General features: G+C 69.1%; 13 protein-coding genes and 1 tRNA gene. 4 read left to right on the top strand and 10 right to left on the bottom strand.

Features of this window, described 5'->3' with window-relative positions; genetic code table 11:
• Positions 1-808, top strand: an 808-nt coding sequence (locus HQK15_RS00005) for a tyrosine-type recombinase/integrase (protein WP_173489405.1), incomplete at its 5' end; no start/stop codon positions are given.
• A 103-nt stretch (positions 809-911) separates the two neighbouring features.
• Here the strand turns inward: HQK15_RS00005 and HQK15_RS00010 are convergent.
• Both HQK15_RS00010 and HQK15_RS00015 read right to left on the bottom strand, forming a co-directional pair.
• Positions 912-985: transfer RNA gene (locus HQK15_RS00010), tRNA-Leu, on the bottom strand.
• Positions 986-991: 6 nt separating this feature from the next.
• Positions 992-1,900, bottom strand: a complete 909-nt coding sequence (locus HQK15_RS00015) for an NAD(P)-dependent oxidoreductase (protein WP_173489406.1) — start codon at positions 1,898-1,900, stop codon at positions 992-994.
• Between the two features lie 151 nt (positions 1,901-2,051).
• On the opposite strand from HQK15_RS00015, the gene HQK15_RS00020 reads away from it, so the two are divergent.
• From HQK15_RS00020 to HQK15_RS00030, 3 genes are read left to right on the top strand one after another with little or no spacing between them, the layout of a single operon-like run.
• Positions 2,052-2,849 carry a nucleoside phosphorylase gene (locus HQK15_RS00020; RefSeq protein WP_173489407.1) on the top strand — a complete coding sequence of 266 codons (798 nt, stop codon included), beginning with the start codon at positions 2,052-2,054 and terminating at the stop codon, positions 2,847-2,849.
• 49 nt (positions 2,850-2,898) lie between these two features.
• Positions 2,899-3,573, top strand: a complete 675-nt coding sequence (locus HQK15_RS00025) for a GntR family transcriptional regulator (RefSeq protein WP_173489408.1) — start codon at positions 2,899-2,901, stop codon at positions 3,571-3,573.
• A 4-nt stretch (positions 3,574-3,577) separates the two neighbouring features.
• Entirely contained in the window at positions 3,578-4,822 is a 1,245-nt protein-coding gene (locus HQK15_RS00030) for an alpha-hydroxy acid oxidase (RefSeq protein WP_173489409.1), read from the top strand.
• Between the two features lie 127 nt (positions 4,823-4,949).
• Here HQK15_RS00030 and HQK15_RS00035 read toward each other — a convergent pair whose 3' ends face one another.
• From HQK15_RS00035 to HQK15_RS00070, 8 genes are all read right to left on the bottom strand, one after another.
• Entirely contained in the window at positions 4,950-6,374 is a 1,425-nt protein-coding gene (locus HQK15_RS00035; protein ID WP_173489410.1) for a rhamnulokinase, read from the bottom strand.
• Positions 6,375-6,388: 14 nt separating this feature from the next.
• Complete coding sequence (locus HQK15_RS00040) at positions 6,389-8,428, bottom strand: bifunctional aldolase/short-chain dehydrogenase (protein ID WP_173489411.1); 2,040 nt, start codon at positions 8,426-8,428, stop codon at positions 6,389-6,391.
• Positions 8,429-8,443: 15 nt separating this feature from the next.
• Complete coding sequence (gene rhaI / locus HQK15_RS00045; RefSeq protein ID WP_173489412.1) at positions 8,444-9,607, bottom strand: L-rhamnose isomerase; 1,164 nt, start codon at positions 9,605-9,607, stop codon at positions 8,444-8,446.
• Positions 9,608-9,698: 91 nt separating this feature from the next.
• The gene (locus HQK15_RS00050) at positions 9,699-10,043 is read right to left on the bottom strand and encodes an L-rhamnose mutarotase (protein ID WP_173489413.1); all 345 of its coding nucleotides are present in this window, start codon (positions 10,041-10,043) and stop codon (positions 9,699-9,701) included.
• Between the two features lie 108 nt (positions 10,044-10,151).
• A complete protein-coding gene (rhaS, locus tag HQK15_RS00055) occupies positions 10,152-11,189 on the bottom strand; it encodes a rhamnose ABC transporter substrate-binding protein (RefSeq protein WP_173489414.1) in 1,038 nt (345 codons plus the stop codon).
• Entirely contained in the window at positions 11,186-12,280 is a 1,095-nt protein-coding gene (locus tag HQK15_RS00060; RefSeq protein ID WP_173489415.1) for an ABC transporter permease, read from the bottom strand. Before HQK15_RS00060 ends, rhaS begins: the two co-directional genes overlap by 4 nt.
• Complete coding sequence (locus HQK15_RS00065; RefSeq protein ID WP_173489416.1) at positions 12,277-13,308, bottom strand: ABC transporter permease; 1,032 nt, start codon at positions 13,306-13,308, stop codon at positions 12,277-12,279. Before HQK15_RS00065 ends, HQK15_RS00060 begins: the two co-directional genes overlap by 4 nt.
• Positions 13,305-14,813: a sugar ABC transporter ATP-binding protein gene (locus HQK15_RS00070; RefSeq protein ID WP_173489417.1), complete on the bottom strand. Its 1,509-nt coding sequence runs from the start codon at positions 14,811-14,813 to the stop codon at positions 13,305-13,307. Before HQK15_RS00070 ends, HQK15_RS00065 begins: the two co-directional genes overlap by 4 nt.
• Between the last annotated feature and the right edge of the window lie 72 nt (positions 14,814-14,885).

The following is a 14,885-nucleotide window of genomic DNA, read 5'->3' on the forward strand; positions in this document are numbered from 1 at the left end:
CGTGGGACATGAAGGCCTCCTGGTCGTGAAGCGGTTCCTAGATAGCTCCACTCCACAACAGGAGGCCTTCACCCGTCAGATCGACTCGCCCCGCAAAACGGGACAACCTCCCTGGACATCACATCTAGCCGTGCTCTCCGGAATCTTGGACGAGTCAGTCAGGGACAGGCGCATTCTCTCCAGCCCTGCCAAGGCTGTGAAGACCCCCCGCAAGGTCAAGAAGCCGCACACGTACCTCACACACGCTCAAGTGCACGCGCTGGCGCGGGAGGCCGGGTCCAAGGCTGCCGTCGTGCTGGTGATGGCCTACTGCGGCCTCAGATGGGGAGAGATGGCGGCCCTGCGGGTCATGGACGTCGACATGACGCGCAGGCGTCTCAGCGTCGAGCAGAACGCCGTAGAGGTCGGGCACAAGTTCGTCGTTGGAACGCCCAAGAGCCACGAGCGTAGGACTGTCCCATTTCCCGAGCTGCTCGAGGCAGCGTTGAAGGCAGCATGCAAGGACAAGTTGCCTGCGGCACTCGTCTTCCCAGCCCCAGACGGCGACTTCATGCACAACAACACCCGGGGGTGGTTCGCCGGAGCCGTGAAGCGATCCGGTGTCCCGCGGCTCACACCACACGACCTACGACACACGGCTGCCTCACTGGCAATCTCGGCAGGAGCAAACGTGAAGGCCGTCCAGCGAATGCTCGGACACGCCTCCGCCGCCATGACTCTGGATACTTACGCGGACCTGTTCGATGACGATCTCGATGCTGTAGCGACAGCCCTGCATCGCGCTGCGGCACCATACATCGTGTCCTGATCACGACAAATTGTGCTCAATTAGTGCTCACAGCGCATATCCGGGGGTGCAGAGAAAGTCATCTCTGCCTGCGATATGAGCAAATTTTCGCGTCCTTACTAAGTGCTCCCGGTGGGGGTCGAACCCACACTGTGACGGGTTTAAGCCATCTGCCTCTGCCAGTTGGGCTACGGGAGCGCGGGTTCAGCCTAGGACAACGTCGTCCGGGCCGAGGCCATCGAGCAGCCGGGCGACCTGGCGCCGCACGACGCGCTCGATCCGCGGCTGCATCGCCGACGACATGCCGCCGACGTGCGGCGAGACCAGCACGCCCGGCGTCGACCAGAGCGGGTGCTCCGGCGGCAGCGGCTCGGGGGCGGTGACGTCGGTCGCGAACCTGATCCGACCGGCCTCGCGGACGACGGCGTCGCCGTCGACCACGGGACCACGGGAGACGTTCACGACCACCGCACCGTCGGGCAGGGCCGCGAGGAAGGCGTCGTCGACGAGGCGGGTCGTGTCGTCGGTCAGCGGCACGGCCAGCACGACGACGTCGACCGTCGGCAGCAGGGACGGCAGCTCGTCCACCCCGTGCACGACGCCCCGGTCGTCCTCGCGACGGCGCGACGCCACGCGGACGAGCTCGGCGCCGAAACCGTCGAGGCGCTTGACGAGCTCACCCCCGATGCCGCCCTGCCCGAGCAGCAGGATGCGCCGGTCGATGAGGCTCGCGGTGAATCGCCGGTTCCACTGACCGGCCTCCCGCGCATACCGGTCGACCTCGCGCTGCGACGCGAGCAGGAGCGCGACGGCGAGCTCGGCCGTCGACTCCTCGTGCACACCGACCGCATTGCAGTAGGTGATGCCGGCGGGCAGCGTCTCGGCGACGCCGTCGAAGCCCAGCGCCTGCGACTGGATGACGCCGAGCCGTGCCGGGTCGAGAGCATCCAGGCCCGCGGCGGCGACCGTGTAGGGCCGGACGGCGAGGTCGACGTGCCGCTCCGGCTGGGGCGACGAGAAGTCCCACACCGTGAGGTCGACGTCGGTGAGGTCGGCGAGGCGGTCGACCCAGTCGACGTCGGGGACGGTCACGTGGAGCGTACGAGGTGCCATGCCTCCGATCATGCCGTGTGGCGACCACCACGCCGAAGCCGGCTGACAGCCCACGACGCCGTCCGTAGGGTGGAGCCACGACACGGTCCCGGCGGTAATCTCGCGGCCACCCGGATCCGTTCTTCCGAACTACGAGAAGAACGAAGGTCCCATGTCCGACCCCTCCAGCACCTCCACCAGCCCCGCCGGCGTCGTCGACAAGTCCGCCGTCGGCACCGGCGTCCGGCAGTACCACGTCGACATCGCCCCGGGCGAGGTCAGCACGGTCGCCCTCCTGCCGGGCGACCCGTTCCGCGTCCCCCTCATCGGCGAGCTGCTCGACGACGTGCGGGAGATCGCCCACCGGCGCGAGCACCGCACCCTCGTCGGCACCTACAAGGGGCGGCTCATCACGGCGACGTCGACCGGGATGGGCTGCCCCTCGACCGCGATCGCGGTCGAAGAGCTCGCCCGGGTCGGTGTCACCTCGTTCATCCGGGTCGGGTCGTCGGCCGCGCTGCAGCCGCACGTCTCACCGGGCGACCTCCTCGTCTCCGAGGGATCGCTGCGGATGGACGGCACCACGGCGGCCTACGTCCCCCCGGGCTATCCCGCGGTGCCCGACCTCGACATCACCGTGCGCCTCGCCGCGGAGGCCGACCGGCTCGCCGCCGAGGCTGGCGTCGGGTCCTTCCGCGGCATCAACGCCACGAGCGACGCCTTCTACGCCGAGACGCCCGAGCTCATCGGCGACCTCAACCGGCTCGGCATCCTCAACCTGGAGATGGAGAGCTCGGCGATGTACGTCGTCGCCCGGCAGCGGGGTCTGCGGGCCGCCATGATCTGCGCCTGCTCCAGCAACCTGGTCGCGGGCGAGAGCGTCTATGCCGAGGCCAACGCACGCCTCAAGGACGGCTGGCGGCTCAGCATCCTCGCGGCCCTGGAGACCGCGGTGGCCCTCGAGCTGTAGCCGGCAGACTCGTCATGATTGTCTGACAATCTGGTATTGTCAGACAATCATGACGACCGCCGATGCCTCCGTCCGCCCCGACGCGGTCGTGGCAGCCCTGCGCGGCGCCATCTTGTCGCGCGGCCTCGCGCCGGGCAGCGCGGTCACAGAGGCCCACGTGTCGACGACGTACGCCGTCGCCCGCCCGACCGCCCGCATCGCGATCGACCGCCTCGTGGCCGACGGCCTGCTGACCCGCGAGCCGCACCATGCAGCTCGGGTGCGCCGCCTCGGCCGCGACGACATCGACGACCTCTTCGTGAGCCGTGCCGCGATCGAGGCCGCCGCCGTCGAGCTGCTGGCCGCCACGTCGACGATCCCCACCGAGGCGAGCGAGGCCAACCGCGGGCTCAGCGACCTGCCGGCCGACGGGTCGTACGCCGCGCGCGACCTCGCGTTCCACCGGGCGCTCGTGCACGGCACCACGTCGACCCGGCTCCCCCGTCTCCACGACCTGCTGATGGGCGAGATCGAGCTGGGCATCGCGCAGGTCGAGGCACACGGTTTGCGCTCGGCCGACGAGGTCGCCGCCGACCACCGGTCGATCCTCGAAGCGATCGCCGCCGGCGACGTCGAGGGCGCCGGTCGCCTCGCCCGCGCGCACGTGCTCGCCTCCCGCGACCGCCTGGTCGCCCACTACGACACCACCCACGACCCGTCCCACGACGCCGCCCACAGAAGGTGACCCCATGGTCCAGCGCCAGTTCCCCCGCCCGCTCGAGGTCTTCGAGCTGCTCAAGTTCAAGAAGCCGGTCTGGAGCCCCAAGCGTCGCCGGCTCGAGGCGGCCCTGACGATCCACGACCTGCGCACGATCGCCAAGCGCCGCACCCCCCGTGCCGCATTTGACTACACCGACGGCGCTGCCGAGGGCGAGCTGTCGCTGGCACGGGCCCGTCAGGCGTTCGAGGACGTCGAGTTCAGCCCCCGCGTGCTGCGCCCGGCCGAGCAGGTCGACACCTCGACCACGATCCTCGGCGGTCCGTCGCGCCTGCCGTTCGCGATCGCGCCGACCGGCTTCACCCGCCTGATGCAGACCGAGGGCGAGATCGCCGGCGCCGGCGCGGCCGGCGCCGCGGGCATCCCCTTCACGCTCTCGACCCTGGGCACGATCTCGATCGAGGACGTCAAGGCCGCCAACCCCCACGGTCGCAACTGGTTCCAGCTCTACGTCATGCGCGACCGCGAGATCTCCTACGAGCTCGCCCGCCGCGCCGCGGCTGCCGGCTTCGACACGCTGCAGTTCACCGTCGACACCCCCGTCGCCGGCGCGCGCCTGCGCGACAAGCGCAACGGCTTCTCGATCCCGCCGCAGATCTCGCTGCGCACGATCGTCAACGCCGCCGTCCGCCCGTGGTGGTGGTACGACTTCCTGACGACGCCCAAGCTCGAGTTCGCCTCGCTCAGCTCCACCGGCGGCACGGTCGGCGAGCTGCTCGACTCCGCGATGGACCCGACGATCTCCTACGCCGACCTCGACGTCATCCGCGAGATCTGGCCCGGCAAGATCGTCATCAAGGGCGTGCAGAACGTCGAGGACGCCAAGCAGCTCGCGACGCAGGGCGTCGACGGCATCATCTTGTCCAACCACGGCGGGCGCCAGCTCGACCGCGCCCCCATCCCGTTCCACCTGCTGCCCGAGGTCAAGCGCGAGGTCGGCGCCGACATCGAGATCGGCGTCGACACCGGCATCATGTCCGGCGCCGACATCGTCGCCGCGTCAGCGCTGGGCGCCGACTTCTCGATGATCGGCCGCGCCTATCTCTACGGCCTCATGGCCGGTGGTCGCGCCGGCGTCGATCGCACCATCGCGATCCTCGAGGACGAGATCGTCCGCACCATGAAGCTGCTCGGCGCCTCGTCGATCGCCGAGCTCGAGCCCGCGCACGTCACGCAGCTCGAGCGCCTCATGCCGCGCCCCCGCCAGCTCGGCTGACCCGCCGGCGACGCCCGAAAGTGTGCGTGTCTGCACCGATCCGTGACCCGGATCGGTGCAGATGCGCACACTTTGCGTTGTGGGTGGTGCAGGATCGCACCATTTGCGTTGTGGTGGGTGGGGGGGGTCAGCGGGGGGTGAAGCGGGCGAGGTCGTGCGTCGACGCGATGAGGGCTCGCATCTCCTCGAGCGTCCCGCCCACCGCAGCCAGGGTGCGCGCCTGCACCAGGACGTTGCCCAGCGCCGTGGCCTCGACGGGCCCGGCCAGCACCGGGCGTCCACTCCGGTTGGCTGTCGCCTGGCACAGCAGGTGGTTGAGCGATCCGCCGCCGACGACGTGGACCACGCGGACCGACTGCCCCGAGAGCTTCTCGGCCGCGTCGAGCGCCTCGGCGAACGCCTGGGCGATGCTCTCGACGATCGAGCGCATCAAGGTGGCGCGGTCGGCCGGCGCAGCGACATCGTGCTCGGCGCACCACTCGGCGACGCGGGTCGTCATGGGGGTGGACGGCGGAGCGCCCGGCGCCATGAAGCGGGGGTCCTGCACGTCGAACACCGTGACGGGCGAGGTGACGGCGGCCGCCGCGGCGAGGATGTCGGTCAGGCCGACGGGATCGCCGTCGCGCTCCCACTGCCGCAGGGTCTCGCTGATGAGCCACGTGCCCATGACGTTGGTGAGGAAGCGGGTGCGTCCGTCGACGCCGCCCTCGTTGGTGAAGTTGGCGGCGCGGGCGTCCTCGGTCATGACCGGGGCGTCGAGCTCGACGCCGACCAGGCCCCACGTGCCGCACGAGATGTAGGCCGCGTCGTCGGTCAGCATCGGGACGCCGACGACGGCGGACGCGGTGTCGTGCGAGCCGACAGCGGTGACTGCGAGGCCGGGATGACCGATGCGCTCCCCCACCTCCTGGGTGACGGTGCCGACGGGGTCGCCGGGGGCGACGAGCTCGGTCAGGATGCCCGCAGGCAGGCCGGCGCGCTCGATGAGGTCGAGGTCCCAGGCACCCGTGCGGGGGTCGAGCAGACCCGTCGTCGAGGCGTTCGTCAGCTCGGTGACCGAGTGGCCCGTCAGCCAGTAGCCGACGAGGTCGGGGATGAGCAGCATCCGGTCGGCCTCGGCGACCAAGGGGTCGACGGCGAGCTGGTAGATCGTGTTGAACGGCAGGAACTGCAGGCCGTTGCGGGAGTAGAGCTCTGCGGGCGACACACGGGCGTGGATGCGCTCCACGCCCGCGGTCGTCCGCTCGTCCCGGTAGTGGAACGGCACGCCCAGCATGTCGTCCGACCGCATGAGGGCGTAGTCGACCGCCCACGAGTCCACCGCCACGCTCCCGAGCCCGTCAGGTGACTGGCTCACGGCTGTCCACAGTCCGTTGAGAGCGTGGCGGTAGAGCTCGAGGGGGTCCCAGTGAAGTCCGCCCTGGAGGGTGACGACTTCATTGGCAAAGCGCGCGACAGCGCGCAGCTCGAGGTGTCCGGGCCCCACGTCGCCGACCATGACGCGGCCGCTGGAGGCGCCGAGATCGATGGCGGCGACGGAGACTCTGGACATGTGCTGACCGGCCCCTAGCGCAGGAACGCGGCTGCGACGCCGGCGTCGACGGGGATGTGCAGGCCCGTCGTCTGGGTCAGGTCGGGGCCGACGAGCGCGTAGACCGCGTTGGCGACGTGGTCCGGCAGGACCTCGCGCTTGAGCAGCGTGCGCTGGGCGTAGAACGCGCCCAGGTCCTTCTCGTCGACGCCGTAGACCGCGGCGCGGTTGGCGCCCCAGCCGCTGGAGAAGATGCCCGAGCCCTGCACGACACCGTCGGGGTTGATGCCGTTGACGCGGACGCCGTGCTCACCGAGCTCGGCGGCCAGCAGGCGCACCTGGTGGGCCTGGTCGGCCTTCGTCGCGGAGTACGCGATGTTGTTGGGCCCGGCGAACACCGAGTTCTTGCTGGAGATGTAGACGATGTCTCCGCCCAGCCCCTGCTCGATGAGTGCCTTGGCAGCGGTGCGCGAGACCAGGAACGAGCCCTTGGCCATGACGTTGTGCTGCAGGTCCCAGTCGGCGACGGTCGTGTCGAGCAGCGACTTGCTGAGCGACAGACCCGCGTTGTTGACGACCAGGTCGAGGCCGCCGAAGGCCAGCAGCGTCGCGTCGACGGCCGCCTTGACGGCGTCCTCGTCACTGACGTCGGCCTGCACGCCCACGGCGACGTCGGTGCCACCGATCTCGGCGGCGGCGGCCTGCGCCTTGGCCAGGTCGAGGTCGGCGATCGCGACGACGGCTCCCTGGGCGGCGAGCTTCTTGGCGATGGCCTTGCCGATGCCGGACGCGGCACCGGTCACGAGCGCGATGCGGGTCGCGAGGGGCTTCGGCGCGGGCATGCGCTGCAGCTTGGCCTCCTCGAGCGCCCAGTACTCGATGCGGAACTTCTCCGCCTCGTCGATCGGGGCGTACGTCGAGAGGCCCTCGGCACCACGCATGACGTTGATCGCGTTGACGTAGAACTCGCCGGCGACGCGGGCGGTCTGCTTGTCCTTGCCGAAGCTGAACATGCCGACGCCCGGCACGAGCACGATGAGCGGGTCGGCGCCGCGGATCGCCGGGCTGTCGGCCACGGCGTTGCGGTCGTAGTAGCCCTGGTAGTCCTCGCGGTAGGAGACGTGCAGCTCGCGCAGCCGGGCGATCGAGTCCTCGACCGACGCGTCAGCGGGCAGGTCGAGCACGAGCGGCTTGACCTTGGTGCGCAGGAAGTGGTCGGGGCAGCTCGTGCCGAGCGCCGTCAGACGCGGGTGCTCCGCGGCCTCGAGGAAGTCGAGGACGACGTCGCTGTCGGTGAAGTGACCGACCATCGCCTTGTCCTGCGAGGCGATCGAGCGGATCGTCGGGACGAGCGCCGCAGCCTTCGACCGACGCTCCTGCTCGGGCAGCGCGCCGTAGCCGGCGAGCGCGGGGCCGAAGGGCTCCGGACGCGAGTTGGCCTCGATGTACGCCGCGGCGGTCTCGATGATCCAGAGCGAGTTCTTCTCGGCCTCGTCGGACGTGTCGCCCCACGCGGTGATGCCGTGACCACCGAGGATGCAGCCGATCGTGTCGGGGTTCTTGGCCTTGATCTCGGCGATGTCGAGACCCAGCTGGAAGCCGGGACGACGCCACGGGACCCACACGACCTGTCCGCCGAAGACGGTCTCGGTCAGCTGCTCGCCGTCGGCGGCGGTCGCGATCGCGATGCCGGAGTCGGGGTGCAGGTGGTCGACGTGCGCGGCGTCGACGAGGCCGTGCATCGCGGTGTCGATCGACGGCGCGGCACCGCCCTTGCCGTGCAGGCAGTAGTCGAACGCGGCGACCATCTCGTCCTCGCGGTCGAGGCCCGGGTAGACGTCGACGAGGGCGCGCATGCGGTCGAGGCGGAGCACGGCGAGGCCGGACTCCGTCAGGGTGCCGAGGTCTCCGCCGGAGCCCTTGACCCAGAGCAGCTCGACGTCCTCGCCGGTGACCGGGTCGGTCTCGGTGCCCTTGGCGGAGGTGTTGCCTCCGGCGTAGTTGGTGTTCTGCGGATCGCTGCCGAGTCGGTTGGACCGGGCGATCAGCTCTGCTGCGGTGGTGGTGTCAGTCATGAGGGGTCCTGTGTCCTAGTTCCAGCTGGCCTGGGTGCCGCCGACGCGCTCGGCGTTGATCTGCGCCTGGTATCCGCTGTCGGCGTAGGCCCGCATGGGGCTCGCCGGCAGGCCGCGCTCCTCGCGCCACGCGGCGAGATCGGCGCGGACGTCGGTGTAGAAGGCGTCCATGAAGATCTCGTTGGCGCCGAGCACGTCGCCGTCCTCCTGCGCCTTGGTGAGCGCCACGGTGTCGAGCATCAGGGCCCGCGCGGTCATCTCCTGCACGTTGAGCACCGAGCGGATCTGGCCGGGGATCTTCTCCTCGATGTTGTGGCACTGGTCGAGCATGAAGGCGACACCGCTCGCGGCGCCGTAGCCGCCACCGCGGATGACCTCGACCATGATGCGGAAGAGCTGGAACGGGTCGGCCGATCCGACGATCAGGTCGTCGTCGGCGTAGAAGCGGCTGTTGAAGTCGAACGAGCCGAGCTTCCCCAGGCGCAGCAGCTGCGCGACGATGAACTCGATGTTGGTGCCCGGGGCGTGGTGGCCCGTGTCGAGGCATACGTACGCCTTGTCGCCGAGGGCCGAGACCTGGACGTACGACGTGCCCCAGTCCGGGACGTCGGTGTGGTAGAACGCCGGCTCGAAGAACTTGTACTCCAGCACGAGGCGCTGCTCGTCGCCGAGGCGGTCGTAGATCGTCGACAGCGAGTCGTGCAGGCGGTCCTGGCGGCCGCGCATGTCGCCCTGGCCGGGGTAGTTGGTGCCCTCGGCGAGCCAGATCTTGAGGTCGCGCGAGCCGGTCGCGTCCATGACGTCGATGCACGCGAGGTGGTGGTCGATCGCCTTCTGGCGGATGCGCTGGTCGGTGTGCGTCAGGGCGCCGAGCTTGTAGTCGTCGTCCTGGAACGTGTTGGAGTTGATCGTGCCGAGACCGATGCCGAGGTCCTCGGCGTGGCGGCGCAGGGCGGCGAAGTCGTCAACGAGGTCCCACGGGATGTGGAGCGACACCAGCGGCGCCAGGCCCGTGAACCGGTGGACGGTCGCGGCGTCGGCGATCTTCTCCTCGACGGTGCGCGGGGTGCCGGCCGAGCCGAACACCTTGAACCGCGTGCCGGAGTTTCCGTAGGCCCAGGACGGGACCTCGATGGCCTGGTCCGCGAGCTGAGCGCTGATCGCGCTGAAAGTCGTCATCGTCTGCTTCTCTCGTTCCGCGGCGCCGTGAGCGCCTGCGTGTTAAATCGATTCAATCACAGGGGAGGTGGGGTCCGCCAGAGGCGGAAGGTCATGCGGTCGGGCGGTCCAGCTGGTCCTCGAGGTGGAACACCTCTTCGAGCTCGACGAACCCCGTGTCAGGGGATGCGTCGCCGAGATCGACGAAGAACTCGGCCATCTCGGCCTGCCAGCGCGCATTGACCTCGGTGCGCGCCATCCCCGCCTGCGCGTCCTCGAGGGACGGGGTCTCGACGTAGCCGATGAGCAGGCCGTCGGGACGCAGGAAGAGCGAGTAGTTGTGCCAGCCGGTGTCGGCCAGCGCCCGGAGCATGTCGGGCCAGACCGCTGCGTGACGCTGCTTGTACTCCTCGATCCGGTCAGGCTTGACCTGGAGCTGGAAACAGACGCGACGCATGGAACGGACCTCTCGCTCGGGTGGGGAAGGGTGTCCGGCCGGCGGCGGCGAGGCCGCCGGCCGGACTGAGCCGCTCAGCGCGAGGCTGATCGACTCGGGCTCATCGACTCAGAAGTCGAAGTCGCCGATGTTGTCCTTGGTGAACTCGAACGGGTCGCCCAGGAGCACGACGCCGTCCTTGCCGACCGTGTAGTCACCGAGCTTGCCGGCGGTGAACTTGTCACCCTCCTTGCCGGTGATGTCACCGTCGACGAGCGCCTTGGCCGCGTAGGCAGCCAGGAAGCCGAGGTCCTCGGGGTTCCACAGAGCGAACGCGTCGACGGTGCCGTTCTCGACGTAGTCGCGCATCTGGTTCGGCGTGCCGAGACCGGTGACCTTGACCTTGCCCTTGAAGTCCGAGTCGGACACGTAGCGCGCGGCCGCGGCGATGCCGACGGTCGTGGGCGAGACGATGCCCTTGAGGTTCGGGTACTTCTGCAGCAGGGCCGACGTCTTGTCGAACGACGTCTGGTCGTCATCGTTGCCGTAGACCGTGTCGACGAGCTTGATGTCGGGGTGGCTGGCAGCCAGCTCCTTCTTCATCAGGTCGATCCACGTGTTCTGGTTGGTCGCGTTGGCCGCGGCCGACAGGATCGCGATCTCGCCCTTGTCGCCGATCTGCTCGGCGATCATCTTGACCTGCACCTTGGCGATGCCCTCGGCGCTGGCCTGGTTGATGAACAGGTCGCGGTACTGCGGGTCGGTGTCCGAGTCGAACGTGACGACCTTGGTGCCGGCGTCGCGTGCCTCGTTCAGCGCGTCACCGATGGCCTTGGGGTCGTTGGCCGACACGACGAGCGCGCCGACGCCCTGCTGGGCCGCGGTGTTGATGAACGGGACCTGCGCGTCGGGGCTGGCCTCCTGCGGACCGACCTCGGTGAACTTTCCGCCGAACTCCTCCACGGCAGCCTTGCCGCCCTTGTCGCTGGTGTCGAAGTACGGGTTGCCCAGGTTCTTGGGCAGGAACGTCACGGACACCGCCTTGCCGTCGCTGCCGCTTCCGCCGCCGTTGCCGCTGTCCGAGCTGCCGCCGCAGGCGGAGAGCGCGAGTGCAGCGCTGGCGACGAGTGCCGTCAGGGCGCTGGCCCTCTTCTTGTTGAACTTCATTCGTTCTTCCCTTCGGTGTGAGCTGACGCCAGCTGCTGGCGTTCGTCGGGACTCTTCGAGCCCCGTTTCTTGATCCCTGTCGTCGCCCGAGTTACCACTGACAGGAAGCTGGTGGACATCACCGAGATCACCAGGAGCGATCCGATGATGATGTTGATGACGTTGTCGGTGACCGTCTCGAGGCGCAGGGCGCTGGAGAGGACACCGATCAACAGGACGCCGGCGATGACGCCGTGGAGGGCACCACGGCCGCCGAAGATCGAGACGCCGCCCAGGAGCACGGCCGCGATGACCTTGAGCTCCATCCCGGTGGCGGTGTCGCCGCGCACGCTGCCGAACCGGAGCGCGTAGTAGACGCCCGCGAAGGCGGAGACCGCTCCGGCCAGGACGAACAGGATGAGCTTCGTGCGAGCGACGTTGACGCCCGAGAAGTGCGCGGCCTCGTCGTTCAGCCCGATGTCGAAGACACCGCGGCCGAACGCCGTGAAGTGCAGCAGGATCACGAAGATGATCGCGAGCACGATGAACGGGATGATGACGACGGGATAGCTGCTGTCGCCGATCTTGTCCTTCGCCAGGTCGGTCCACTTCTCGGGGAAGTCGGTGACGGCGGTCGTGCCGAGGATGCCGACCGCGAGGCCGCGATACAGCGCCAGGGTGCCGATCGTGACGGCCAGCGAGGGCAGTCCGACGTACGCGATGAGGAAGCCGTTGAAGGCGCCGCACACGATGCCGACGACGATCGCCGCGACCGCGGCTGCCGGGATCGACCAGCCGTTCTGGTGCAGGTCACCGACCAGGACGGCGCTCAGCCCGACGACGCTCGCGACCGAGAGGTCGATCTCGCCGGTGATGATGATCATCGTCATCGGCAGGGCGATGAGCAGGATCGGCACGACGTCGAGGAGCAGGTAGTAGATCGTCAGCGGGCCGCTGAACGCCTGCACCTCGTTGGTCGAGTAGACGAAGACGGCGACGAGCAGGGCGATGACCGCGAACTCACGGGTCAGGATGACGCGCTGCCACAGCGGCTTGGCGTACGACGCGTAGGTGCGGACGGCCTCGGTGGCGCGATCGGTGGTGATGGTCATGCTTCGTCCCTCGCCTCGATGAGCTTGCGCGATCTGCGGACTGCCAGGAGGCGGTCGAGCACGATGGCGCCGATGATGAGCACGCCGACGACGGCCTGCTGCCAGAAGTCCTGCACCCCGATGATCGGGAGCGCACGGTTGATCGTGATGAGCAGCCAGGCGCCGATCGCGGCGCCCCAGACCGTGCCGCTGCCGCCGAAGATCGCCACTCCGCCGATGACGGCGGCGCCGACGGCCTGCAGCTCGATGCCGGTTCCGGCGTTGGACGAGACGCTGCCGTAGCGGGCGGCGAACACGACGCCGGCGAGTCCGGCGAGCGCGCCGCACAGGACGAACGCGCCGATGACGCGGCGCTTGACCTTCAGGCCGTAGAGGTGGGCCGCGTCCGGGTCGGAGCCGATCGCGTACAGCTCGCGACCGCCGCGAGCGGTGCGCAGGTAGTAGCCGACGGCGATGAGCACGACGACGGCCAGGATCGTCAGCAGCGGGATCGACAGGAACGACTTGGTGCCGAGCGACAGGAATCCGTCCGGCATGTCGGACGCGTTGATGCGGTTGCTGCCGGCCCACTCGAGCACGACACCGCGGTAGACGTAGAGCGTTCCGAGCGTGATGACCAGCGCGGGCACCTTGCCGAGCGCGACCAGCAGGCCGTTGACGAGGCCGAGGGCCGCGCCGACCAGGATGCCGATGAGGATGACGACGACCACCGGGATGTTCGGCTGGTCGACGAAGAGGCGGCCGGTGAGGTAGGCCGTCAGCGCGAGGATCGACCCGACGGACAGGTCGACGTTGCGCGTGATGATGACGACGGCCTGGCCGACCGCCAGGAGCAGCAGGATCGACGGGGCCAGCAGCAGGTCGCGCCAGCCGTCGTTGCTGACCAGGAACTTGTCCTGCTTGATCGTCGCGAAGGCGACGACGAGGATCAGCACGAGGGCGATCGCCGACTCGCGGGACGTCAGCAGCGTGGAGGCGAACCGCTGCGCGGACGACTTCCTGCTGGGGGCGACGAGGGTCTCGGTCATGCGGTGGCTCCAGCGTTCGTGGCGGCGGTCATGACGCTCTCGGGCGTCGCGTCCGCGCGGTCGATGTCTGCGGTGATGCGGCCCTCGTTGACGACGAGGACGCGGTCGGCCATGCCCAGCACCTCGGGCAGCTCCGACGAGATCATGAGGATCGCCATGCCCTGACCGGCGAGCTCGGAGATCAGGCGGTGGACCTCGGCCTTGGTGCCGACGTCGATGCCACGGGTGGGCTCGTCGATGATCAGCAGCTTGGGGTGGGTCGCGAGCCACTTGGCGATGACGACCTTCTGCTGGTTGCCGCCGCTCATCGTGGCCGCGTTCATGCTCAGTGCGTTGGTCTTGACCTCGAGGCGTGCCGACCACGGCCCCGACGCTTTGTTCTCGGCCGTGCGGGTGACGATGCCCAGCGTGGCGAGCTTGCCGCGGATGACCGAGGCGACGTTGTGGGCGACGGACGCGTCGACGACGAGACCCTGCTGACGACGATCCTCGGGGACGAAGCCCATGCCGAGGCGGATCGCCGCACGGGGGTTGCGGGCGGGGACCTTCCGTCCGCCGATCATCACGGTGCCGGCGTCGTACGGATCGACGCCGAAGACCGCACGGGCGATCTCGCTGCGTCCGGCACCGACCAGGCCGGCGAGCGCAACGATCTCACCCGACCGCACCTCGAAGCTGACGTCGTGGAACACGCCGCCGCGCTCCAGGCCGCTGACCTGCAGGACCGGCTCGCCGATCGTGGCGGGCGTCTTGGGGAAGAGCTCGCCGACCTCGCGGCCGACCATCTTGGCGACGATCTGGGCGCTGGTGGTCTCGGCGATCGGGTCGGTCGAGATGTACTCGCCGTCGCGCATGACCGTGACCATGTCGCACAGCGCGAAGACCTCTTCGAAGCGGTGCGAGATGAAGACCAGGGCGCGTCCCTCGTCGCGGAGGCTGCGGGCGACGGCGAACAGTCGGTCGACCTCGACGCCGCTGAGGGCGGCGGTCGGCTCGTCCATGATGAGGACGCTGGCGTCGAGCGAGATGGCCTTGGCGATCTCGATGATCTGCTGGTCGGCGATCGACAGGCCCTCGGCGAGGCGGCGCGGGTCGAGGTTGACGCCCAGGCGCTGGAAGAGGCTCAGCGCCTCGGCGTGCATCGCCTTGCGGTCGATGCGACGTCCGGCGCCCAGAGGCTGGCGCCCCATGAAGAGGTTCTCGGTCACCGACAGGTCGGGGAAGAGCGTGGGCTCCTGGTAGATCACGGCGATGCCGGCGTCCTTGGACGCGGCGGTCGACGAGAAGTCGACGCTCTCGCCGTGGAGGAGGAACTCCCCCGCATCGCGCTGGTAGAGACCGGCGATGATCTTGACCAGGGTCGACTTGCCGGCACCGTTCTCGCCCACGAGTGCGTGGATCGATCCGGAGTTGACGGTCAGGCTCCCTGACCGCAGGGCCACGACGGGCCCGAACGACTTGCGCACCTGCAGGAGCTGCAGGGCGACAGGACCGCTCGTGTTCATGTGTTCTCCGTGATCTCGACGGGGGGTTTTGAATCGTTTTAATGCAACCTGGCGACTGTATGACGGCGATCA

It is taken from the genome of Aeromicrobium stalagmiti (assembly GCF_013283745.1).
In the GTDB taxonomy this organism is placed as follows: Bacteria; Actinomycetota; Actinomycetes; order Propionibacteriales; family Nocardioidaceae; genus Aeromicrobium; species Aeromicrobium stalagmiti.

Excerpts from the sequence above, each read along its gene's own strand:
- HQK15_RS00025 (WP_173489408.1), top strand. The coding sequence starts at position 2,899 with ATGACGACCGCCGATGCCTCCGTCCGCCCCGACGCGGTCGTGGCAGCC.
- HQK15_RS00060 (WP_173489415.1), bottom strand. The coding sequence starts at position 12,280 with ATGACCATCACCACCGATCGCGCCACCGAGGCCGTCCGCACCTACGCG.
- HQK15_RS00065 (WP_173489416.1), bottom strand. The coding sequence starts at position 13,308 with ATGACCGAGACCCTCGTCGCCCCCAGCAGGAAGTCGTCCGCGCAGCGG.
- HQK15_RS00020 (WP_173489407.1), top strand. The coding sequence starts at position 2,052 with ATGTCCGACCCCTCCAGCACCTCCACCAGCCCCGCCGGCGTCGTCGAC.
- rhaS (WP_173489414.1), bottom strand. The coding sequence starts at position 11,189 with ATGAAGTTCAACAAGAAGAGGGCCAGCGCCCTGACGGCACTCGTCGCC.
- HQK15_RS00035 (WP_173489410.1), bottom strand. The coding sequence starts at position 6,374 with ATGTCCAGAGTCTCCGTCGCCGCCATCGATCTCGGCGCCTCCAGCGGC.
- HQK15_RS00050 (WP_173489413.1), bottom strand. The coding sequence starts at position 10,043 with ATGCGTCGCGTCTGTTTCCAGCTCCAGGTCAAGCCTGACCGGATCGAG.
- HQK15_RS00040 (WP_173489411.1), bottom strand. The coding sequence starts at position 8,428 with ATGACTGACACCACCACCGCAGCAGAGCTGATCGCCCGGTCCAACCGA.
- HQK15_RS00015 (WP_173489406.1), bottom strand. The coding sequence starts at position 1,900 with ATGGCACCTCGTACGCTCCACGTGACCGTCCCCGACGTCGACTGGGTC.
- HQK15_RS00070 (WP_173489417.1), bottom strand. The coding sequence starts at position 14,813 with ATGAACACGAGCGGTCCTGTCGCCCTGCAGCTCCTGCAGGTGCGCAAG.
- HQK15_RS00030 (WP_173489409.1), top strand. The coding sequence starts at position 3,578 with ATGGTCCAGCGCCAGTTCCCCCGCCCGCTCGAGGTCTTCGAGCTGCTC.
- rhaI (WP_173489412.1), bottom strand. The coding sequence starts at position 9,607 with ATGACGACTTTCAGCGCGATCAGCGCTCAGCTCGCGGACCAGGCCATC.